This is a genomic window from Azospirillum sp. UFLA03-27 (assembly GCF_059803775.1).
This window is the reverse complement of sequence record NZ_JAUQTX010000065.1, coordinates 1-20,496: the sequence shown is the minus strand read 5'-3', so window position 1 is coordinate 20,496 and position 20,496 is coordinate 1. Positions and strand designations below refer to the sequence as shown.

Annotated in this window: 20 protein-coding genes; 11 read left to right on the top strand and 9 right to left on the bottom strand. The window is 68.4% G+C overall.

Going from position 1 to position 20,496, the window contains the following annotated elements; translation table 11 throughout:
* Window positions 1-66: 66 nt before the first annotated feature.
* Both Q4I23_RS12440 and Q4I23_RS12435 read right to left on the bottom strand, forming a co-directional pair.
* The gene (locus Q4I23_RS12440) at window positions 67-249 is read right to left on the bottom strand and encodes a YdcH family protein (RefSeq protein ID WP_040134215.1); all 183 of its coding nucleotides are present in this window, start codon (window positions 247-249) and stop codon (window positions 67-69) included.
* Between the two features lie 225 nt (window positions 250-474).
* Window positions 475-4,059, bottom strand: coding sequence for a tetratricopeptide repeat protein (locus Q4I23_RS12435; RefSeq protein WP_498526433.1), 3,585 nt, complete (start codon window positions 4,057-4,059; stop codon window positions 475-477).
* A gap of 152 nt (window positions 4,060-4,211) precedes the next feature.
* Between Q4I23_RS12435 and Q4I23_RS12430 the strand changes: the two genes are divergently transcribed.
* Complete coding sequence (locus Q4I23_RS12430; RefSeq protein WP_498526432.1) at window positions 4,212-5,501, top strand: class I SAM-dependent DNA methyltransferase; 1,290 nt, start codon at window positions 4,212-4,214, stop codon at window positions 5,499-5,501.
* An 18-nt stretch (window positions 5,502-5,519) separates the two neighbouring features.
* Here the strand turns inward: Q4I23_RS12430 and Q4I23_RS12425 are convergent, their stop codons facing one another.
* The 3 genes from Q4I23_RS12425 to Q4I23_RS12415 all read right to left on the bottom strand — a co-directional run bounded on the left by Q4I23_RS12425 (window position 5,520) and on the right by Q4I23_RS12415 (window position 8,473).
* Window positions 5,520-6,902 (bottom strand): hypothetical protein, encoded by a 1,383-nt coding sequence (locus Q4I23_RS12425; RefSeq protein ID WP_454016802.1) that lies wholly within the window; start codon window positions 6,900-6,902, stop codon window positions 5,520-5,522.
* 23 nt (window positions 6,903-6,925) lie between these two features.
* Entirely contained in the window at window positions 6,926-7,510 is a 585-nt protein-coding gene (locus Q4I23_RS12420; RefSeq protein WP_094306948.1) for a BON domain-containing protein, read from the bottom strand.
* Between the two features lie 165 nt (window positions 7,511-7,675).
* Window positions 7,676-8,473, bottom strand: a complete 798-nt coding sequence (locus Q4I23_RS12415; protein ID WP_498526431.1) for an N-acetylmuramoyl-L-alanine amidase family protein — start codon at window positions 8,471-8,473, stop codon at window positions 7,676-7,678.
* 307 nt (window positions 8,474-8,780) lie between these two features.
* Between Q4I23_RS12415 and Q4I23_RS12410 the strand changes: the two genes are divergently transcribed.
* The 4 genes from Q4I23_RS12410 to Q4I23_RS12395 all read left to right on the top strand — a co-directional run bounded on the left by Q4I23_RS12410 (window position 8,781) and on the right by Q4I23_RS12395 (window position 11,220).
* Entirely contained in the window at window positions 8,781-8,933 is a 153-nt protein-coding gene (locus tag Q4I23_RS12410) for a hypothetical protein (protein ID WP_237906280.1), read from the top strand.
* 427 nt (window positions 8,934-9,360) lie between these two features.
* On the top strand, window positions 9,361-10,104 hold the full coding sequence (locus Q4I23_RS12405) for a MotA/TolQ/ExbB proton channel family protein (protein WP_498526430.1): 744 nt from the start codon (window positions 9,361-9,363) through the stop codon (window positions 10,102-10,104).
* Window positions 10,091-10,702: a DUF2135 domain-containing protein gene (locus tag Q4I23_RS12400; protein ID WP_498526429.1), complete on the top strand. Its 612-nt coding sequence runs from the start codon at window positions 10,091-10,093 to the stop codon at window positions 10,700-10,702. The genes Q4I23_RS12405 and Q4I23_RS12400 overlap by 14 nt, the downstream gene beginning before the upstream one ends.
* Window positions 10,699-11,220 (top strand): hypothetical protein, encoded by a 522-nt coding sequence (locus Q4I23_RS12395; protein ID WP_237906277.1) that lies wholly within the window; start codon window positions 10,699-10,701, stop codon window positions 11,218-11,220. Before Q4I23_RS12400 ends, Q4I23_RS12395 begins: the two co-directional genes overlap by 4 nt.
* A 43-nt stretch (window positions 11,221-11,263) precedes the next feature.
* Here the strand turns inward: Q4I23_RS12395 and Q4I23_RS12390 are convergent, their stop codons facing one another.
* On the bottom strand, window positions 11,264-11,650 hold the full coding sequence (locus Q4I23_RS12390) for a hypothetical protein (RefSeq protein ID WP_498526428.1): 387 nt from the start codon (window positions 11,648-11,650) through the stop codon (window positions 11,264-11,266).
* 169 nt (window positions 11,651-11,819) lie between these two features.
* On the opposite strand from Q4I23_RS12390, the gene purU reads away from it, so the two are divergent.
* Window positions 11,820-12,686, top strand: coding sequence for a formyltetrahydrofolate deformylase (purU, locus tag Q4I23_RS12385; RefSeq protein ID WP_237906276.1), 867 nt, complete (start codon window positions 11,820-11,822; stop codon window positions 12,684-12,686).
* A gap of 32 nt (window positions 12,687-12,718) precedes the next feature.
* On the opposite strand, the gene Q4I23_RS12380 is transcribed toward purU, so the two are convergent.
* Window positions 12,719-13,513, bottom strand: coding sequence for a response regulator (locus tag Q4I23_RS12380; protein WP_237906275.1), 795 nt, complete (start codon window positions 13,511-13,513; stop codon window positions 12,719-12,721).
* Between the two features lie 578 nt (window positions 13,514-14,091).
* On the opposite strand from Q4I23_RS12380, the gene Q4I23_RS12375 reads away from it, so the two are divergent.
* From Q4I23_RS12375 to Q4I23_RS12360, 4 genes are all read left to right on the top strand, one after another.
* Window positions 14,092-14,655, top strand: coding sequence for a hypothetical protein (locus Q4I23_RS12375; RefSeq protein WP_454016797.1), 564 nt, complete (start codon window positions 14,092-14,094; stop codon window positions 14,653-14,655).
* 176 nt (window positions 14,656-14,831) lie between these two features.
* A complete protein-coding gene (locus Q4I23_RS12370; protein ID WP_237906273.1) occupies window positions 14,832-15,365 on the top strand; it encodes a MarR family winged helix-turn-helix transcriptional regulator in 534 nt (177 codons plus the stop codon).
* A gap of 56 nt (window positions 15,366-15,421) precedes the next feature.
* A complete protein-coding gene (locus Q4I23_RS12365) occupies window positions 15,422-16,999 on the top strand; it encodes an AMP-binding protein (protein WP_454016796.1) in 1,578 nt (525 codons plus the stop codon).
* Window positions 16,996-17,424, top strand: a complete 429-nt coding sequence (locus Q4I23_RS12360) for a GtrA family protein (RefSeq protein ID WP_454016795.1) — start codon at window positions 16,996-16,998, stop codon at window positions 17,422-17,424. Before Q4I23_RS12365 ends, Q4I23_RS12360 begins: the two co-directional genes overlap by 4 nt.
* Here the strand turns inward: Q4I23_RS12360 and Q4I23_RS12355 are convergent.
* Complete coding sequence (locus tag Q4I23_RS12355) at window positions 17,388-18,173, bottom strand: class I SAM-dependent methyltransferase (RefSeq protein WP_454016794.1); 786 nt, start codon at window positions 18,171-18,173, stop codon at window positions 17,388-17,390. The two genes, Q4I23_RS12360 and Q4I23_RS12355, sit on opposite strands and share 37 nt — an antisense overlap.
* A 179-nt stretch (window positions 18,174-18,352) precedes the next feature.
* Window positions 18,353-19,228: a ChbG/HpnK family deacetylase gene (locus tag Q4I23_RS12350; protein ID WP_498526427.1), complete on the bottom strand. Its 876-nt coding sequence runs from the start codon at window positions 19,226-19,228 to the stop codon at window positions 18,353-18,355.
* 48 nt (window positions 19,229-19,276) lie between these two features.
* On the opposite strand from Q4I23_RS12350, the gene hutI reads away from it, so the two are divergent.
* On the top strand, window positions 19,277-20,496 hold a 1,220-nt coding region (gene hutI, locus Q4I23_RS12345), incomplete at its 3' end, for an imidazolonepropionase (protein ID WP_498526426.1).

The window sequence follows — 20,496 nt, the reverse complement described above, 5'->3', positions numbered from 1 at the left end:
AAAGAAAGCCGGGAGCGAACCGTCCGCCGCTCCCGACTTTTCGAATCGGATCGATCCGGAAGGGTGTTAATTCACCCTGTGACTGGTTCTGGCCAAGCGATCAATTTCTTCCTTGAGGTGGAGCTTCTCGAGCTTCATCCGCTTGATGGCACTATCGTCAGGCCACGAACGCTTCTCCTCGTCGAGGATGGCGCGGTCGAGACGCAGGTGCTTTTCCTGCAAGGAAGATAGGCGAGCATCAGTGTGCATGGGCTGCTCTCCGTCAGATCGAACCGGCTCCTGCCAAGTCCGGCAGGCCGGAAACCATAGTGTTCACCCATCCGTGCCGCCAAACAACCCCAAACTTTTGTCCTAGTACTCCAAAGACGGGGAGTGACCGCCCCTTACGATGGGGAGTAGGACAATCCGCCGCATAGGACTGCCTCTTGCCATTCGTTGCGGGATTATACCGAAAGATTGAGTTTTCTTGCCAGGTCATAACCTATTAGGGATAAGGCTCGGCGCCATCCGGGTCAGCATCCGGGCAATTCGGCGGATCATATCGGCGGAGGTCTCGCCAGGGAGCGGGGCGATCAGCCTTTGGGTGGGAAACCAGGGCCGCGCGCCGCTGCCCATCCAGGTCCAGTCCCGGCCACCCAGCCGCCAGACCGGTACCCCCAGGGCACCCGCCAGTTCTCCGGCGGCGGTGGCGGGCAGGATGACGAGGTCGAGCGCCGCCATCAGGGCCGCCACCCCCTCCAGGTCGTTCTTGAGGTCCAGGTCGTCCCAGCGATGGACACGCCGCGCACCGTCGGGCTCGATGGAGGCCAGTTCGGCGGCGCAGTCGCCGTACTGCAGGTTGACGACGCGGACACCCGGCACCTCCAGCAGCGGCAGCCAGTCGGTGATGCGGGTGTAGGCACCTTCGCGATGCGCCGTGATGATCTGGCTGCGCCAACTGATGCCCACCTTCAGGCCGGGGCCGAGCGCCTCCACCCGCTCCCGCCAGAGGGTAGCCCGCTCCGGATCGGGGGACAGGAAGGACGGGCGGGCCGGAAAGCGTTCCAGCCGGTCCCGCCGGATGGCGGGCAGGGAACCGGCGGCGATCTGAAGGTCGCAGTCCGGCGGGTCGAACCGCTCCCGCCCATCGGTGGTGAGGGACTCCGCCCGCACGACCGCCCAGGGGAAGGCGCGGGCGTAGAGGGACACCAGACGCGCATCGCATTCCAGGACCACGGTTCCGCCACTGTCTTTCAGGTCGCCGAAGACGGAGGCGAAGAGGATCTCGTCGCCCAGCCCCTGTTCCGGCCAGACCAGCAGGCGGCGCCCATGCAGAGACTCCCCATTCCAGACGGGCAGCCCGATGCGGCGCGCCCGTTGAAGCTGGCGGGCGGAGAAACGCCGCCCGTAGCCGGCCCAGCCGGTGACGAGGTCGCCGTCCGCCAGGGCCAGCAGCCCGACGTTCCAGGCGGCCAGTGCCAGCCCGGGGGCCACCCGCAGGGCACGGTCGAGGAAATGCCGGCAGAGGGCTGGCCGGTCCGCCATCTTGGCGAGGGTGCCCAGGTTGTTCAGGGTGTCGGCGGAGTCCGGCCGCAGGGTCAGCGCGCGCCGGTAATGGGCTGCTGCGTCGTCGAAGCGTCCTTCCACCTCGCAGGCGAAGCCCAGGTTGGTGTGGGCCGCCGGATTGGCCGGTGCGAGATGGATGGACCGGCGGTGCCAGCGCTTGGCCTCGGCCAGCCGCTCCGGCCCGTTCATGCCCAACCCCATATGGGTCATCGCCTCGGGGAAGTCCGGGCGCAGCGCGATCGCCCGGCGGAAACAGGCGAGGGCTTGGTCCGGGAGGTCCAGCGACTGCCGGACGAGGCCCAGATGGTTCCAGGCCGTGGGGAAATCCGGATCGGTCCGGAGCGCCGCCGCGATGTTGCGCTCCGCCTCCGCGTGCCGGCCGGCCTGATGCTGGGTCAGGCCGAGAAGATGGAGGGCGTCGCCGTGCTGTGGCGCCAGATCGAGGACCGCGCGATAGGCCGCCATGGCGTCGTCCAGCCGCCCCGCCCGGTGCAGGGCGATGGCGTGGTTCAGCAAGGCTTCCGGATCGGCGACGGGCGGCGGCGGCGAGCGGAGAATGTCTGCGCGGTCGGGAACAGGGGCCGGAGCGGGCCGCATCGCGGCAAGGACGCGCGCCATGCCTGCCAGCACCTCGTCGAAGGTTTCGCCCGGACGTGGCTGGAACAGGCGCATCGTCGGGAACCAGGGGCGGACGCCGGTGCCAAGCTGCGTCCAGTCGCGGTGCCCGAAGCGCCACACCGGCACGCCCAAGGCGCCGGCCAGCTCGCCCGCCGCCATCGCCGGGGTGATGACGAGATCGAGATTGGCGGTCAGGGCCGCCGCCGCTTCGAAATCGTCCTTCAGGTCCAGATCATCCCAACGGTGGATGGTCACGTCGAAGCGCGCCTCCGCCGCCGCGATCTCCGCCGCGCAGTCGTCATACTGCAGATTGACGAACACCACGCCCGGCAGGGCGAACAGCGGCGTCCACTGGTCCAGCGTGGTGTAGGCGCCCTTGTGCTCGGGCGTCGCCAGCTGGCTGCGCCATCCGATTCCGATCTTCAGACCCGGCCCCAGGGCATCCAGCCGGCCCCGCCACAGGGCGGTGCGGGCCGGATCGGGCTTCAGCCAGGGTGTGAACTGGTCGAAGGAGGCGAGCGTTCCCCGCAACAGGCCGGGCAGGCTGGCCGCCGGAATCTGAAGGTCGACATCGGGGGGAACCATGGTTTCCCGCCCTTTGGCGTCCAGCGTCTCCGCCCGCACCGTCGCGCGTGGGAAGGACCGGGCGAACAGGCCGACCAGCCGCGGATCGGTCTCGATGGTCACCGGCCCGCCGCCCCAGGCGATCACATCGCCATAGCAGGAGGCGAACAGGATCTCGTCCCCGATCCCCTGTTCCCGCCAGATCAGCAGTCGGCGCCGGCGCAGCCCTTCGCCGCGCCACCGCGGCGCGTCGATCCGCCGGTCGGGCAGAACCCGGCCGGCGGCGAAGCGCCGTTCGTAGCCCTCCCAGCCGCGCTCCAGCCGTCCGTGCAGAAGGGCGATGACGGCGAGGTTGTCACTGGCGCTGGCAAGGTTCGGATCGTGGGCCAGCGCCTCCTCGTAGCAGGCTTCCGCCTTGGTGAACTGCCCCTGCGCCCGAAGCGCGTTGCCGAGGTTGTGGATGGCTTCGACGGCGTGGGGGTTACGGCTGAGCACCTTGCGGAAGCACCGCTCGGCCTGGGCGGGGCGCCCCAGCTTCAGAAGAACGCTGCCCAGATCGTTCAGCGTCACCGGGTTGCCGGGCGCGCGCTTCAGCGCCTCGCGGTAGGCGATCTCCGCGCCCTCGTAGGCGCCCTTGCGTTGCAGGGCTGTGCCGAGATTGTGGTGGGCCTTCGGGTCGTCGGGCCGCAGCCGCAGCGCGGCGCGGGCTTGGGCCAGCGCCTCGTCCAGCCGCCCGGCGGCGCTCAAGGCGTCGCTGAGGTTGGTATGGGCCTCGACCATCGCAGGGGCCAGCACCGCCGCGCGGGCGAAGGCCCGCAGGGCGTCGGCAAGGCGGTTTTGGGCGCGCAGCGCGTTGCCGAGGTTGTACCAGGCCTTGGCGTAGCCCGGCTCAAGCTCCACCGCCGCGGTGAAGGCCAGCGCCGCCAATCCCGGCAGCGCTTGCGCCTGGAAGGCGTTGCCCAGATTGTGGCGCGGCTGCGCCGACAGGGGATTCAGCGCGGCGGCCGTGCGATGCGCCTCCGCCGCGTCGGCGTGGCGGTTCAGCGCGGCGAGCGCGCTTCCCAGATTGTCGTGGTAGTCGGCGACGCCGCCGGTCTGCCGGATCGCCTCCTCGATCAGCTCGACGGCGGGGCCGGGATGCCCGGCCTGGAGCGCCAGCACGCCCAGCAGGTGCAGCGCGTCGGGGTGGCGCGGGTTGGTGGCCAGGACGGCGCGGTAGTCGCGCTCCGCGTCGGCCAGCCGTCCCGCCCGATGGTGGGCGACGGCGCGGCCGAGCCGGGCGGCGACGTCTTCGGGCGTCGTCGGCGAAGCCTGGTCTGGGGGCTGGTTCATGAGGTTCGCCTTTTCCGTCTGCCCAATCCGGCCCCGGGTTGCGGGGCCTTCCGCCGGTCTGTTGCCGCCGGTCTGTTGCCGGAAGGGAGTGCCATGTTCACCGGTTCCCGGTAAAGATGCTGTTAGTCCATGCCCCACCTAGGAGCCGTTCCGTGTCCGAGCCGAGCGATCCACCCCGTTCTCCATCGCCGCGTCCGGGCCTGCTCGCCCGTGGCGTGGGGAGGCTGGGTGGTTTGGCCGCTCAGGCGATGCGCCTCTATGCGGAGGCCAACGCCCTGGCCTCGGACGGGCTGGCCGCGGAAGCGGAAGCGGCCTACCGCCGCACGTTGGCGCTGAACCCGCGCTTCGCGGAGGCGCACAACAACCTGGGCAATGTCCTGCGCGCCCTGGACCGCGCGGAGGAGGCAGTGGCCGCCTACCGCGAGGCGTTGGCCTGCGGTCTCGACCATCCGCTGGTCCATTACAATCTGGCCTCCGCCCTGAAGGCGGCGGGCGACGCGGCGCCGGCGGAGCGGCATTTCCGCCGGGCGCTGGTCGAGGAGCCGGCCTATGCCGAGGCGTTCAACAACCTCGCCAACCTGCTGCGCGACGGCGACCGGCTGACCGAATCCGCCACCGCCTACCGCCGCGCCCTGGCGGTTCGGCCCGATTGGGACGAGGCGCACGACAACCTGTCCGGCGCCCTCTACCTGCTTCACGAGGAGGGGCGCCACGAGGAGGCGGCGCGGTTCGCCCGGCTGTGGCTGCGCGACCATCCCGACCATCCGGTGACCCGCCACATCGGCGCCGCCGTCGCCGGGCTGGATGCCGGCGAACGGGCGTCCGACGCCTATGTCCGGCAGGTTTTCGACCTGTTCGCCGGGGAGTTCGACGACAAGCTGCTGGGTGAGCTGGGCTACCGCGCGCCGACGTTGCTCGCGGAGGCGTTGACCGAAGTTAGAACCGTGCAGGACTCAAGCCTGGACGTGCTGGACGCCGGCTGCGGCACCGGCCTGTGTGGCCCCTTCCTGCGCGGCCCCGCCCGGCGTCTGGTCGGGGTGGACCTCTCGCCCGGCATGCTGGAGCGCGCCGCCGCCCGCGGCCTGTACGACGCATTGGAAGAGGCGGAGCTCGGCGCCTTCCTGTCGGAGCGCCCGGCGGCTTTCGACCTGATCGTGGCCGCCGACGTGCTGTGCTACTTCGGCGCGTTGAAGGGGGTGCTCGCACAGGCCGCCGCGGCGCTGCGGCCGGCGGGGCGGCTGGCCTTCACGGTGGAGCGGCTGGAGGAGGGCGGGGCGCCCTGGCGGGTCAGCCCGCACGGCCGCTACGCCCATACGGAGGGCCATGTGCGGGACGGGCTGAGCGCGGCGGGGCTGACCATCCTGCGCCTTGCTCCGGACACCCTGCGCCATGAGAGCGGCGCGCCGGTGGCCGGGCTGGTGGTGCTGGCGGCGCGGCCCTGACGAGGCCGCTAGCCAGGCTCAGTCGAGCATCGGCAGGCCGGTCTCGATCCGCACCAGGGCGGCGAGCAGCGGGGCGCCGATGTCGCGCCGGACGAAGTTGCTCGCCCGGTCCGCGGCGTTGAGCGAGCCCTGGAAGCTCTTGCGCCAGCGGTCGTCGCCGTACATCACCTTCTCCGCCTTGGCCTTCTGGGCGAGCAGGCCGGGCCGGCGGCCGGCGGAATCGTCCACCAGACGGGTCAGCCGCTTCATCAGCTCGTTGGCGCTGGTCGGGTCGCCGCGCTTCAGCGCCGCCTCGATCAGCTCGGCCAGAGCCTCGCCGCGGATGTCGAGGTCCTGCACCTGCTCGGCGTAGGACAGCGCCACCGAGGCGTCGGAACGGCGGGCGATGCGGCCCAGCACCGCCGGGATCGTCCAGGGATTCTCGTCCTGCACGGTGCGCAGCAGGCCCAGCGCCAGATTGGTGTCGCCCAGCTCCGACGCGGCGACCGCCAGCTCCGGCGGGCAGCAGTCGGTCTTTGTCTCGCGGAACTTGGAGAACTGCGTCTCCACCGTGTTCAGGAACAGGGTGCGAGCCGCGCCCTCCTTGCCGGCGCGCAGCAGAGTCTGGGCGACCAGACCCAGCTCCCAGCTGCAGTTGCGGGCGGTGGCGTAGGCCTTGGCCTCCTCGGCGAGCTGCCCGGCCAGCGCCATGTCGCCGCGCCACGCCGCCGCCTTGGCGATGTCGGCGAGGTTGTAGATGCGGGTCGAGCATTCCGGGATCTGCCGGGTGATGTCGAGCGCGAGCTGGTTCTGCCCCATCAGGGCGAGCGCGCGGGCGACAAACAGGTCCTGGCCGGCCCCGTCGGACGCAGCACCACGGCGCACCGCACTGACGAAGGGCGCGATGATCTCCTTGGCCCGCGCGGTGTCGCCGATGGTGTTGTAGGCAACGGCCAGCGACAGCCAGTCCCAACGGGCGGCGGTGATCGGCGTCTCCACCGGGGGCAGCATTTCCGCCACCCGGTGCAGGAAGCACAGCGAGGTCATCGGCTCGTTGCAGACCAGCGAGCGGATGCGCGAACGGAACTCGAAGAAGTCGAAGTCGCCGACGAACTGGTTGGTGACGAGCTGGACGGCCAGCGCGCTGTCCGGATACTTGACGACGATTTCGTTCAGCAGCCGATCCGCCTCCTTCAGGAAGCGGCTCTCCTCGGCAATGTCGTAGGTGTTGTCCGCCTGCCGGATCATCTGCATCGCCTGGACGAACAGGCGGTTGGCCGGCGCTTGGTCGGGCAGCGGCTGCTGCGCCGCCGCCGGGGTGCCGGTTCCCCCCACCGCCACGGTGAACGCCGCCAGCGCCATGAACAGGCTCATGGCAGCGGAGGCGGCAAGACGGCGGGCGGGGGCGGGCAGGATGGCCATGGCGGTGCGGAGACCCTGGTGCGCTAGAGGACGCGGGCGTAGTTGACGACACGCTGGACGTTCGGCAGCGTGCGGGCGTGCTCGATCACGCGGTCGAGCTCGCCCTGGTGGGTGGCCAGACCCATGAGATAGACGACGCCGTTGACGGTATCGATGCTGAAATTCTGGCTATGAATTTGCGAATCGAAGGTAAGCTTCGTGCGCAGCTGCGTCGTGATCCAAGTGTCGCGGGCGCTGTCCATGATGCCCGAGTCGGTGTCCACCTGGATCTCGTTGATGACCTCCTTGACGCCCTCCACCTGCCAGCACAGGCGTACGGCGTCGAGGCGCATCTGGGCGTCGGCGGCGCGACCGGTCAGCAGCACGCGGCCTTGATCGACCGTCAGGCCGATGCGGCTGTGCATCTCCAGCGAGTGCTGGAACCACAGATGGTTGATGCGGGCCTTGATCTCGGTGTCCGAGGCGAAGCCGGACAGGCCCCGGTGTTCACTGGCCGCGACGACGGCGGTGCCCCCGGCGGCGCCCAGCACGACGGGTGCGCAGCCAGACGCAAGACCCGCGACAGCGGCCATCCCGACCAGCGCCCAAAGGCGGCCAAACCCCGACACGCTCTGCCTCCGATCCCCGGCCCGCCGAAAGAACGGGCGGGCGGAAAAAGTCATGCCGCAGGTGCGTTGGCAATGGGGAATCTTGGGGGTGTCAGGCTTCATCGTGGTTTTGTCCCAGGGTGATGCACGAATGTTTCACTCGCGGCGAGCGCGAAGGAATCCGGGCTAGGCGAAGGGGGCGCGCGTCACCAGCCCGGCGATTTCGCGCGCGAGAACGCGGGCGATCTTCTGCCGCGCCTTGGGGTCGCGCAGGATCGCCTCGTCCTTCGGATTCGACAGGAAGCCGGTCTCCAGCAGGACGGACGGAACGTCCGGCGCCTTGAGCACCGCGAAGTTGGCGGAGCGCATCGGGTTGTCGAGCAGCAGCATGTCCTTCCCCGCCCCCTTCACGATGGCATGCCGGGCCACCAGCGCCGCGTGTTTGGTGTGGCGCGCCGTCAGGTCGAGCAGGATCTCCTTCACGGCCTTTTTGGCGTCCTTCACGTCGACGCCGCCCAAGCGGTCCACGGCGTTCTCCTTGTGCGCCAGCGCCGCGGCGAAGGAGTCGGAGCTTTTTTCGGACAGGGTGTAGGCGGATAGGCCGCGCGCCTCACGGTTGGGTGCGCTGTCGGCGTGGATGGAGACGAACAGGTCGGCCCGCGCTGCGCGGGCGGCGTCCACCCGCTCGCCCAGCGCCAGGAAGCGGTCACCGTCGCGGGTCAGCGTCACCCCCAGCTTGTGCTGCCGTGATAGCAGGCGCCCGACCTCCTGCGCGATGTGCAAAGTGATCTCTTTTTCTTGGGTGCCACGGGCGCCGATGGCCCCCGGGTCGATGCCGCCATGGCCGGGGTCGAGCACCACCATGCGCGGGCGCGCCGCCGGGCGGGGCTTGGTCTGGGCACCCGCGGCATGCGGGAACAGCAAGGCGCCGGCCCCAGCGAGGGGGACGGTCAGCGCCAGCTGAAGAAGACGTCTGCGTTCCATTCGCCCCTGATTCCGCAAGGAGTTGGGGCCGCCGAAACCAAAAGTCCTGAGCGCGATCGGAAAGGCGGCGTCCGGCCCGAACAGGCCTGAGGTTGAGCCCAAGGTGTGAGCGTTAACCAATGGGGACGCGCAAAAGGGTTGTCAAGGCCGGGCGGGTTAGCTCCGCCAATTGTCGCGGCCAAGCCATCATGGAGGGCGTCGGCACCCTATGAAGATTCGACTCTTTCCAAGAATTCCTTGATGATGATGGCCGAAAGCGCTAAAATTTTAGAAATAAGCTCGGGAGGTGGCGATGTTGAGGAAAGCCTTGTTCAACATCATCCGGCAGGAGCAGCGCGAGGTCGAAGACGAACTCGAAAAGGAAGAGCGCCGCATGGCTCCCGACGTCGGTCGGGTGGTTGCGTTGCAGCGCGAAGTTACCGACCTGAGGCGCGAACTGGAACATTACCGCGACGTCTGATCGCACGAATACGAACGAATCCGTCCGCAAACCCCTTTCCTGCAGTGGCAGGAAAGGGGTTTTTTGTATTCGCACGTACTTCTCTGGGTCTATCGCGACGCAGAGTTTAATGTTGCAGCGCAACATAATTTTGCTTATTTCGTGAGCAGCGCAAAGATCGACTTTGAGATTTTGAACATAATTTAATCACGGCGCCGGTGAAATCGTGGAATCCGTTGATCCAAAGCAATGGACACCGTGGGGACGGAAGGCAGACTTCCGGAGTAGCCTGTTTGTCACAGGGGCGATTCATCCCATCCGGCCAAGCACATGAACGGACCGGAGCGGCGGGCGGCGGGATTGGGCGAGACCGACGATGAACCGCTGGCACGCCGGTTGCGGAGTGCCAGTCCGAACGCTCCCTGCTCCCTTGATGGAGGGCTGCCCGATGTCGGACGCTGTTTCGGACGCCATGGCCGAAGACGCCCAGAACGTCCCCGTTCATTCCCTCGTGCCCACCGTGCGCCGCCGCCGTGGCGGCCAACTGACCGCCGGCCTGTCGCTGGTGTCGCAACGCTACCTGCTGCTTCTGCGCTTCGCGGTCGTCAACGCCGCGGGCTTCACGCTTCTCGCCGCCGCCTTGGCGGAGGGGCTGATCGACCCCATCATCGCCACCGACAGCACGCATCTCTGCCTGCTGATCTTCCTGGTCTTCCTGGCCGGGCTGGGCCTGTCGGCACAGCGCATCCTGCGCACCAGCCGCGAACTGAACCGCGCCAAGGAATTCGACCCCTCCGTCCCGTCGCGCGCCGCGCGCTATCTGGCGGAGGTCCGCGGTCGGGATTCCGGGGCGCGGTCGATCGCCGCATCCTCCCTGAAGTTCAAGTTGTCGGCGCGCATCGGCACGGTGCGGCAGATTTCCTCGACACTGGTGATCCTCGGTCTGATCGGCACGGTCATCGGCTTCATCATGGCCCTGTCGGGCGTCGACCCGGAAAAGGCCGGCGACGTCGCCGCCATCGGCCCGATGGTGTCGAAGCTGATCGAGGGCATGGCGGTCGCGCTTTACACCACGCTGGTCGGCGGCGTCCTGAACATCTGGCTGAACATCAACATCGGCCTGCTGTCCGGCGCAACGGTGAACCTGATCACCGAGATCGTCGCCGTGGGGGAACGCCATGCAGGCCCTTGACCAGTTCGAGGACGACGACGCCGGCACCGTCTTTCGCGACGTCATCACGTTGGCGCTCTGCGGCTTCGTGGCGGTGGTCATCCTGCTGCTTCCCCACATCCGGCCGGAGGCCAAGCAGACCGACACGGCGGGCGTCGCGGCGCCCGGCAACGTGATGGTCGAGGCCCGCTGGCCCGACGAACTGGACGCCGACGTCGACCTGTGGGTGGAGGCGCCGGGCGACGTGCCGGTCGGCTACTCCAACAAGTCCGGCGTGATCTTCAACCTGCTGCGCGACGACCTCGGCCGCAACGCCGACCCGACGAAGCTGAACTACGAGGCCAGCTACAGCCGCGGCATCCCGCCCGGCGAGTACGCGGTGAACCTGCATCTCTACCGGAACAAGGCGACGGTCTTCCCGGTGCCGGTCACCGTGGTGGTCAGCGCCAAGCGGCCGGACGGCGACAACGCGCGCCAGCTTCTCGCCACCACCATCCAGCTGGACCGGGAGGGTCAGGAACTGACCGTCTTCCGCTTCAGGCTGACCGAGTCCGGCGAGCTGGTCGGCGACAGCGTGCACAGCCTCTACAAGCCCCTGCGCAGCGGGAGGAAATCATGACCCAACTGCTCGACTTCCAGGCCGCCGCGGTCGCGTTGGCCGCCACGCTCGCCACCATCGCCATCTGGGCGCCGCGCCGGCTGTGGGTGAAGGTGTCGGCGGTCGCCGTCTCCATCGGCTTCATGCCCGTCGCCTATGCCGGCATGGCCGATCTGCTGAGCAAGCCGAAGCCGGTCCGCATGGAATGGGCGCAGAGCGCCGCCGCCCAGGCCACCATTCTGGGAGCCCAGATCAAGGAGGGGCAGGGGATCTACCTGTGGCTCCAGCTGGAGGGCGGGGCCGAGCCGCGCTACTACAAGCTGGGCTGGGACCAGAAGCTCGCCGAACAGCTCCAGCAGGCGATGCGCGAGGCGGAGAGGAACCGGTCCGGCATGGCCATGACACTGCCCTTTGAAAACACGCTGGATCCCGACAAGCCGAAATTCTACGCCCTGCCGCAGCCCCAGCTTCCCGAGAAGAACGGCGAGGAGGGCGGGCCGGGGCCGATGGTCTACCGCCACCCCGGCATGGACGCCTGACGCGCTGGACGCGACCGGATCGTGACGCTGGGGACGGGGCTTCTCATCCCAGCTTCACGTACCCCCGCTCGATCACCCGTTCCGACGCTTCGAAGACCGCCTGCATCTCCTCGTAGGCGCGGCGGACGCGGGCCAGCTCCTCGATGGCGGCTGCGTCGGGGTGACGGTGGTCCGCCACCTTCAGCCCGGCGCGCAGATAGTCGGCCCGCAGCTCCGCCACCCGGACGGCCATCCGCAGGAAGGACGTCTGGTTGAGGTTGGGAAGCTCGCGTCCCATCACTTCGCAATTCGCCTCCAGCACCGCCGCTTCCATATTCTCCAGGAAGTGCATGATCCGGTGCCGCGACGTGTTTTCCGCCGCTTCCGGCGTCAGCAGCTTGTCAACCTTGCCCTTGGCGTACTCGCCGATGATCTTCCCGCCCATGCCCATGGCTCGCCTCCCGGTTCGGCCCAATGCCGGAACGACGCATTGTCGCATGGGAATCCTTACCAAATGCTGCCGGAAAGGCGTTCCGGTATTCCCACATTGCACGATGCATCCCGCGGACGATCGTGCTACGGAATCCGCCCTCGATTCCAGGTCGCAACGGTAGGCGCGCATGTCCGGCACCGCTTCTGAATACATCCTCACCGTCTCGTGCCCCGATGCCGTGGGCATCGTCTACGCCGTGTCGGGCTTCCTGGCCGAGCGGTCGTGCAACATCATCGACAGCGCGCAGTTCGGCGACCGCGGGACCAATCTGTTCTTCCTGCGCATTCATTTCTCGGCCGCCGCCGCGGGGCCGTCGCAGGCGGAGCTTCAGGCGGACTTCGCCGAGCAGGTGGCCGAACGCTTCGGCATGACCTGGAAGCTGCATGACGCCGGGCGCCGCCAGCGGGTGCTGATCATGGTCTCGAAGTTCGGGCATTGCCTGAACGACCTGCTGTACCGCTACCGCACCGGCTATCTGCCGATCGAGATCCCGGCCATCGTGTCCAATCACCGCGACTTCTACCAGCTCGCGGCGTGGCACAACATTCCCTTCCATCACCTTCCGGTGACCAACGACAGCAAAGCCCAGCAGGAGGCCCGTCTGCTGGAGATCGCGGAGCAGGAAAAGATCGATCTGGTCGTGCTCGCCCGCTACATGCAGGTGCTGTCCCCGGCCCTGTGCGAGCGGATGGCCGGGCGGGTCATCAACATCCACCATTCCTTCCTGCCCAGCTTCAAGGGCGCCAAGCCGTACCATCAGGCGCACGCCCGCGGCGTGAAGCTGATCGGCGCCACCGCCCACTACGTCACCTCGAACCTCGACGAGGGGCCGATCATCGAGCAGGAGGCGGAGCGCGTCGACCACACGATGACGCCCGACGACCTGGTGGCCATCGGGCGTGACATCGAGAACATCGTGCTGGCTCGGGCGGTCCGCTACCACGTCGAGCACCGCGTCCTGCTGAACGGCGGACGCACCGTCGTCTTCAAGTAAGGCGGCTGGCCTTCTCCGACTCTCCGGGAACCTCAGTGCTTCATGGCGAGCGAGGCTTCCTCGGGGTGGGGGGTGAAGACGGCGCGGGTGATCGCCTGCTCGATCTGCTCGCGGGTGAAGGGCTTGGGGATCACCGGGCCCAGATGCTCCAGCCCCTGCTTGGCCAGTTCGTTGGGAAAGGCGGTGACGAAGATCACCGGCAGGAAGCGCTTGCGGCGAAGCTCCCGCGCCACCTCGATTCCGTTGTCTCCTTCGGCCAGACGGATGTCCATCAGCGCCAGCGTCGGCGCATGGCGGGAAGCCAGCGTCAGCGCCTCGTCCATGGTGGCGGCGTTGCCGCAGACGGTGTGGCCCATGCCGCGCACGGTCTCCGCCAGATCGAAGGCGATGATGGCGTCGTCCTCGACGATCAGGATCGTCGCCGTCAGCTTCGAGCGCACCCGCTCTCGGGCGAAGTTGAGCCGCTCCACCGCGTCTTCCGGGGCAATGCCCAGCACGGTGGCGGCGTCGGCGACCGGCAGATCCTCCAGGTTGACCAGCAGGTAGAGCCGACGATCCATCTCGTCCAGGCTGTGCAGCGCCGCCTCGACCGGATGGGCGCCGGGCGCACCAGCCCGGGCGCCGGAGCTGTCCTGCAACTGGTTCAGGTAGCGGTAGAGCGAACCGCGCGACGGGTCCACCACTGCCGACCCGCCCGGCCCGTCCAGGTACCATTCAAGCGTGCGCGTCACCAGGGCATCCCCCTGCGTCGATGTGCCGGTCAAGGCCCGCGCATAGCGTCGCAGATAAGGCAGATGTTCCATCAGGTGGCGGGTGTTTTGATCCATGACTTTTTCCCCGTACCTCCAGCCAGTGCGGACCGCCGAGGGGCGCTGGCTTGCCTGCCGCGTTTCCCGGACTTTGCCGAATGTTCCCGTCCGATCGCTTACAAAGTTAAGTTCATATGGCGCAGTTCGCGCCGTATCGGGAGTGACGACGAAAGGGTTATTCGGGATAGCTTGATCGGATTAAGTCCCGTCGCCGGACGGGCGGCGTCATACCTCGTTCGCTCGGGCGCAGGGGCTTTTCGGGCGGCCCGCCCCCGTTCCGTTCGCTGCACATGCGAGGGAAGCGGAACAATTGGCGATGACCGGTTGTTGGAACTGCCAATGGTGTGATTCCTCCCTGAACCGCCAGTCACTGCCGCCGCAGCGCCTGTCCCAGCGGGGACGCGCCGGCGGCGTTTTTTTGCACGGCATCGAAAAAAAGCGCGCTGGTGGGCTTGCGCCGGGATGAGTGCGATATTACTGACTGTCCCCGGCGTCGCGCACCGGTGGTGGAACGGCTTGGAAACCGTCCGGCACCGCCCGCCAGACCCGAGCCTGTCGAACCGCGTATGCCAGGGCCGCGCATGCCAGAGTCGCGTATGACCGAACCAGATTTCGACCCGGCAGGCTCTGATCGGCCCGATTCCGATCCGCCGGTGACCGATGGCATGGCGCCGGACGAACTGGCGGATTTCCATGTCTGGCGGCAGCGCGTGGTCGGCACCAACATTTCCGACAAGACCCTGCTGGCGACCGATTATCTCAATCACTTCAACGAAATCGTGATGCTGATCGAGATGATTCCGGACATGCCGGACATGCTGGAGGAATGCCTGATCTGGCAGCCCAAGAGCTACCAGGAGCATTTCCGCGACAGCGGCTTCTCGGACAAGGATCTGGCCATCGAGGCGTACGGCCACGTCCCGGCCAAGTTCAAGCGGCCGTTCGAGGACACCATCGCCCAGGCGCATCAGGTGGTCCGCCACACGCTGGAGCGCGTGTCCATCGACATCCAGGATGGGGCGACCGACAAGCTGCGGCTGGACTGCCAGACCTCCGTCGCGATGATCCACCGAATCATCCAGATCGCCAATGGCATCATCCACGGCACCGCCCACGTCATGGAGCAGGGCGAAATCGACCTGTATCTGAGCGCCGACTGAGCGGTCGAGCGCTTGAGGGTGAACGCGCCCGATCTCTGCGCAGATGATTATTGCTTGTGCACCAAGCATTCCTTCCTTGCATGGCTCAAAGGCCGAGCGTCCAACTACAGTAAGCCTTCGAACGAAGAGGAGGCAGCGCTGCGGCGGATGCCTCCCACCGGGAGTGGAGACAGACCGTGAAGGGACCCGCCATCGCAGCGGCCGAGGCATCGGCCGGGGCGCAGGGGGACGTGTCGGTCGATGTGGAGGCTGCGGCTGACCTTGCCGCCTCCCCGGAGATGCGCCTCTGGTTGCGTCTTTCGGCGTGCGCCGTTCTCATCGGCGCCCGGTTGCGCAGCCGTTTGCGCGACGAGTTCAGCACCACCCAGCCGCGTTTCGATCTGTTGTGCCTGCTCGAACGTCAGCCGGAAGGGCTGACCATGGGCGAGTTGTCGAAGCGCATGATGGTCACCAACGGCAACGTCACCGGCATTGTAGAACGCCTGGCCACGGATGGGCTGGTCACGCGGGCCGCGGCGTCGAACGACCGGCGCATGCAGTTCGTCCGGATCACCCCCGAGGGCAGCGCCCTGGCGCAGGCCATCGCGGCGGCGCAACGCCGCTGGCTGGCCGAGCTGACGGCGGGAATGCCCCACGGCGACATGGTGCAGTTGATGGGGTTGTTGGGAAAGCTCAAGAACACGGTGCGTGGCGGAGGCGTCAGAGGATGATTCGGTCCGGTCATATCGACAGTTTCACGCGTGACCGGCTGCCACCGCCGGAGCAGATGCCCGACTTTTCCTACGACCGGCCCGAACTCACCTATCCCGAGCGTCTGAACGCCGCCGCGGCCCTGCTGGACGTCTGGCGGGAGCGCGGCTGGGACGAGCGCCCCTGCGTCATCGGAAACGGCGACGTGTGGAGCTATGGCCGCTTCCGCGACACGGTGGACCGCATCGCGCGCCTGCTGGCCGAGCGGTTCGGGATCGTTCCCGGCAACCGGGTTCTGGTGCGCGGGACCAACACGCCGATGCTGGCCGCCTGCTGGCTGGCGGTGCTGAAAGCCGGCGCGGTGGTGGTGCCGACCATGCCGCTGCTGCGCGCGACGGAGCTGGAAAGCATCATCGAGCGCGCCGCCGTCTCGCTGGCGTTGTGCGACGCGCGCTTCGCCAAGGATCTCAACGGGGCGGCGGAATCGATGGGCGGGGGAATGCCTGTCGTGACCTTCAACGGCGGCGACCTCGAAGGATGGCTGGAAGAGACCGAAGCCGGTTTCGCTGTGGTGGACACCGCCGCCGACGATGTGGCGCTGATCGCCTTCACCTCGGGCACCACCGGCAAGCCCAAGGCGACCGCGCATTTCCACCGCGACCTTCTGGCGGTGGCCGACCTGTCGCCGCAATCGCTGCTGAAGACCGGTGGCGACGACGTGTTCTGCGGCACGCCGTCGCTCGCCTTCGCTTATGGCCAGGGTGGGATGCTGCTGTTCCCGCTGCGGGTGGGGGCGTCGGTCGTGCTGCTGGACCGGGCCACGCCGGAACGGCTGCTGGAGGTGACCGCGAAGCACAAGGCGACGGTGATGTTCACCGTGCCCACCGTCTACCGCGCCATGACCGCGCGGATCGAGGAGGACCCGGCTCTGGCCGAGGGGCTGCGCACGCTGCGCGCCTGCGTCTCGGCGGGGGAGCCGCTGCCCGCCACCACGCTGGAGGGCTGGCAGGCGGTGACGGGGATGGAGATTCTCGACAGCTTCGGCACCACGGAGATGCTGAACGCCGTCCTGCATTCGCCCCCCGGTGCCGTGCGGCCCGGCGCCACCGGCATGGTTGTTCCGGGCTACGAGGCCCGCGTGGTCGACGACAGCCTGACCCCGTTGCCCCCCGGCCAGATCGGGCGGCTGGCCGTGCGCGGCCCGACAGGCTGCATCTACCTGGACGACCCGCGCCAGGAGAACTACGTGCAGGGCGGCTGGAACCTGACCGGTGACGCCTTCCGCATGGATGAGGACGGCTATTTCTGGTATCACGCGCGGACCGACGACCTGATCGTCTCCGCCGGCTATAAGATTTCCGGCCTGGAGGTGGAGGACGTTCTGCTCGGCCACGACGCGGTGGAGGAGTGCGCGGTCATCGCGGCGCCCGATCCGCTGCGCGGCTCCATCCCCAAGGCCTTCATCGTCACCCGCGACGGCGTGCGGCCCAGCGACGATCTTGCGGAGCGGCTGCAATGCTACGTCAAGGACCGGATCGCCCCGTACAAGTACCCCCGCGCGGTGGAGTTCCTGGAGCAGTTGCCGCGGACGGAAACGGGCAAGATCCAGCGCTACAAGCTGCGGCAGAGGGAATGGGTCGAGAACGAGGATTGACCGGGGGAAGATTCACCAGGGACCGGGCGGCGCACGCGCCGCTGGTGCAGTTCCTGCTCTTCGCGGTGGTCGGCTGTGCCGCGGCGGTTGGCCATTACGGCGTTCTGATCGCCCTGTCGGAACTGGCGGCGGCTCCGCCGGTCCTGGCCTCGGCGGCGGGATTCCTCGTCGGCGGCGTCATCAGCTACCTGCTGAATTACGGCCATGTCTTTCGCAGCGAGCAGGAGCACCTGCCCACCGCCACGAAGTTCGTAGCCGTCGCGGCGGTGGGGTTGTGCGTGAACAGCGCCATCATGTGGGCCTTGGCGCAGCGGCTGGGCCTGCACTACCTGCTGGCCCAGCTCACCGCCACGGCGCTGGTGATGCTGTGGAGCTTCGGCGCGAACCGCTACTGGACCTTCAAGGCCGGATCGCCTGCCGCCTGAGCGCCTGTCGGCTCACCGTGAGAGCGAGCGACGAAGGAATGGCGGTGCGGCGTCGGGCCGATGTTCTTCGCCAGACGATCGCCTTTCAGTCCGGCGGCGGACAGCCGGGCCTGCAACTCCGCCGGCGTATAGGTTGAAAAGCCGGCCTCGCGCCGGATGCGGCGGTAGTCGGATAGGGCCATGCGCCCCAGCCCCATCAGCGCCGCCATCAGGAAGCCGTGCCGGCGCGCCATGCTGAGCTGGCTGGCGATGTCGCGCAGCATCGGCGTGTCGGGCTCCACCACGTCGGCGATCAGGATGCGCCCACGGGTGCCGATCAGGTGGCGCCAGCGGTGAAGAACGCCCTCCAACTCCTCCCGCGGGATGTATTGCAGCACGGAGACGGCCAGCACCAGATCGACGCTGCCCGTCGGAAGGGTGGCGAGATCGTCGTCGTCGAGGACCCGGATACCCGGATGGCCGGACAGCCGCTCGCGCAAGCGTTGCCGCACCGCGGGGGCGGCGTCGTACAGCCAGACGTTCCGGCAGCGCTTGGCCATGGCCTCCGCCGCCAGCGCGTCGCCGCAGCCGAAATCCAGGACGGTCCCCCCCTCCGGAAGATGGGCGTCGAGGTCGTTCTGCAGGCAGGCGAAATGCGCTTCGAGGTTGCGCTGATTCGCGTAAATGGCGTTGGGGCGGTTCCAGAAATCGACCCAGCCGCTGGAGCCCTGGCCGCCCGGTGGTCCGGACGACGTCCCATTGTCGTGCATATCCCGCATCCCCTTTTGTGGGCCGCTTCTTACCGAGGGGATTTTGTTGTTCGTCTCTTCTCCAGGAAGAGCCCCCTCGATCCGGCCATGTCGTAATGATGGTAGGGGCGAACAATCGCAACGGTCAAGAATGAGCGGAGGAACTATGCCGCCGGGGGGCGGAGAAGCGGAAGGTTGTATCAGGGCGCCGGGAACTCGGCGAAGCGGGCGAGTCGGATGCTTCGCTCGCCAAGCAGGGCGGCGAAGGCCGGGCTTCTCAGATAGTCGTGCTCCACCTTGCGTTGGTCCACCAGCGGGTCGGCGCGGCGCAGGGCTTCATCCGGGATGCCGGGATGGACCATCACCAGCAGCCGCCCGGCGGGACGGTCGAGAAAGCGCGCCATCAGATCGGGGAAAGGCTGGCGTCCGGAGAAGTCGTAGACACCGGCGAAGCGGTCGTTGGCGGGGATGCCGCGCGCCCGCGCCAGCCGCGCCAGCCCACCGCCGAGCCCACCGATCAGCAAGGTCTTCGGAACCGCCACGCCGCGGCGCAGGACGGCCCCCACCGGCTCCCCGCACAGGCGGACATAGGCGCCGGGCAGGGTGGCCAGGGCGTCGGTCACCGCCTCGCGCACGGTGGGAAGCTGGTGGACGTGCTGGTGGCCGTCGATGTAGGCGGGCGGTCCGCCCCAGGCTGCGGCGAAGGCGTCGAGCTGGCGGGCCAGCTCCTCCCGGATTTCCTTGGGATCGAGGCCGCCGCTGTAGGCCAGTTTCATCAACCGCCCCAGCGGCGGCAGCTTTCCGTCCGGGGCCAGCTTAGGCAGGGAACCCAGCGGCGGCTGGTCGGTCAGGGTGAAATGCAGCCCGACGTCGGCTTTGCCGGCCAGTTCCTTCAAGGGCGCCGCGCCCTCCGCCCAATAGGGGCACAGCGTCATGGCCGAGGTCGCCGTCAGGCGTCCGGCGGCGATGAGGTCGCGGATGGCCTCGTTGACGCCCGGCGACAAGCCGTAGTCATCGGCGCAGAGCAGGACCGGATGCGCGGAACGCGGGGCTGGTGTGGTGTCGGTGTCGGGCATGGCGATGTAAGGTGGGATGGAAAGCGGCGGGAAGCCGGGGAGGGGATGATGGAGTGGGACAGCCTGTGGTTCAACGGTCATGCGGCCACGATGGCTCCGGGAGGAGTCGTGCGGGACGTGGTGATCGCCGTGAAGGACGGGCGGATCGCCTGGATCGGCGCCGCCAAGGACCGCCCCGCCGGTCGCGCCGCCGAGGAGCATGACCTGGGCGGGCGCTGGGTCACGCCGGGGCTGATCGACTGCCACACCCATCTGGTCTTCGGCGGCAACCGCGCCCGCGAGTTCGAGATGCGGCTGGAGGGCGCGACCTACGAGGAGATATCGCGCGCCGGGGGGGGCATCGCCTCGACCGTCGCCGCCACCCGCGCCGCCGACGAGGACAGCCTGTTCGCCAGCGCCGCCGTGCGCCTGCAGCCGCTGCTGGCCGAGGGCGTGACGGTGGTGGAGGTGAAGTCCGGCTACGGCCTCGACCTCGCCACGGAGCGGCGGATGCTGCGCGCGGCGCGAGCGCTGGGTGAGCGCTTCCCCGTCACGGTGCGGACGACCGGGCTGGCCGCCCACGCGCTGCCTCCAGAGTTCGCCGGGCGGGCGGATGACTACATCGCGTTGGTCTGCGACGAGATCCTGCCCACCCTGGCCGCGGAGGGGCTGCTCGACGCGGTCGACGCCTTCTGCGAACGGATCGCCTTCTCGCCGGAGCAGACGGCGCGCGTGTTCGACACCGCGCGGCGGCTCGGCCTGCCGGTGAAGCTGCACGCCGACCAGCTCTCGGACGGTGGCGGGGCCGCGCTGGCCGCGCGCTACAAGGCGCTGTCCGCCGACCATGTGGAGCACACCGGCGAGGAGGGCGCGCGGGCGATGGCCGCGGCGGGGACGGTGGCGGTGCTGCTGCCCGGCGCCTTCTACACGCTGCGCGAGACCAAGCTGCCACCCATCGAGCTGTTCCGGCGCCATGGCGTGCCGATGGCGGTGTCCAGCGACTGCAACCCCGGCACCTCGCCCGCCGTGTCGCTGCTGCTGATGCTGAACATGGCCTGCACCCTGTTCCGCCTGACCCCGCAGGAGGCGCTGGCCGGAGTCACCCGCAACGCCGCCCAGGCGCTGGGCATGGCCGCCACCCATGGCACGCTGGAGCCCGGCAAGGCCGCCGATCTGGCGGTGTGGGACGTCGGCGACCCAGCGGAGCTGTGCTACTGGCTGGGCGCCAACCCCTGCGCCGCGGTGGTGCGGGGCGGGCGGCTGGTGCTGTCTCTTATACACATCTCCGA

Excerpts from the sequence above, each read along its gene's own strand:
- Q4I23_RS12350 (WP_498526427.1), bottom strand. The coding sequence starts at position 19,228 with ATGCCCGACACCGACACCACACCAGCCCCGCGTTCCGCGCATCCGGTC.
- Q4I23_RS12415 (WP_498526431.1), bottom strand. The coding sequence starts at position 8,473 with ATGGAACGCAGACGTCTTCTTCAGCTGGCGCTGACCGTCCCCCTCGCT.
- Q4I23_RS12375 (WP_454016797.1), top strand. The coding sequence starts at position 14,092 with ATGACCGAACCAGATTTCGACCCGGCAGGCTCTGATCGGCCCGATTCC.
- Q4I23_RS12380 (WP_237906275.1), bottom strand. The coding sequence starts at position 13,513 with ATGGATCAAAACACCCGCCACCTGATGGAACATCTGCCTTATCTGCGA.
- Q4I23_RS12390 (WP_498526428.1), bottom strand. The coding sequence starts at position 11,650 with ATGGGCATGGGCGGGAAGATCATCGGCGAGTACGCCAAGGGCAAGGTT.
- Q4I23_RS12395 (WP_237906277.1), top strand. The coding sequence starts at position 10,699 with ATGACCCAACTGCTCGACTTCCAGGCCGCCGCGGTCGCGTTGGCCGCC.
- Q4I23_RS12440 (WP_040134215.1), bottom strand. The coding sequence starts at position 249 with ATGCACACTGATGCTCGCCTATCTTCCTTGCAGGAAAAGCACCTGCGT.
- Q4I23_RS12400 (WP_498526429.1), top strand. The coding sequence starts at position 10,091 with ATGCAGGCCCTTGACCAGTTCGAGGACGACGACGCCGGCACCGTCTTT.
- purU (WP_237906276.1), top strand. The coding sequence starts at position 11,820 with ATGTCCGGCACCGCTTCTGAATACATCCTCACCGTCTCGTGCCCCGAT.
- Q4I23_RS12405 (WP_498526430.1), top strand. The coding sequence starts at position 9,361 with ATGTCGGACGCTGTTTCGGACGCCATGGCCGAAGACGCCCAGAACGTC.
- Q4I23_RS12435 (WP_498526433.1), bottom strand. The coding sequence starts at position 4,059 with ATGAACCAGCCCCCAGACCAGGCTTCGCCGACGACGCCCGAAGACGTC.
- Q4I23_RS12365 (WP_454016796.1), top strand. The coding sequence starts at position 15,422 with ATGCCCGACTTTTCCTACGACCGGCCCGAACTCACCTATCCCGAGCGT.
- Q4I23_RS12425 (WP_454016802.1), bottom strand. The coding sequence starts at position 6,902 with ATGGCCATCCTGCCCGCCCCCGCCCGCCGTCTTGCCGCCTCCGCTGCC.
- Q4I23_RS12355 (WP_454016794.1), bottom strand. The coding sequence starts at position 18,173 with ATGCACGACAATGGGACGTCGTCCGGACCACCGGGCGGCCAGGGCTCC.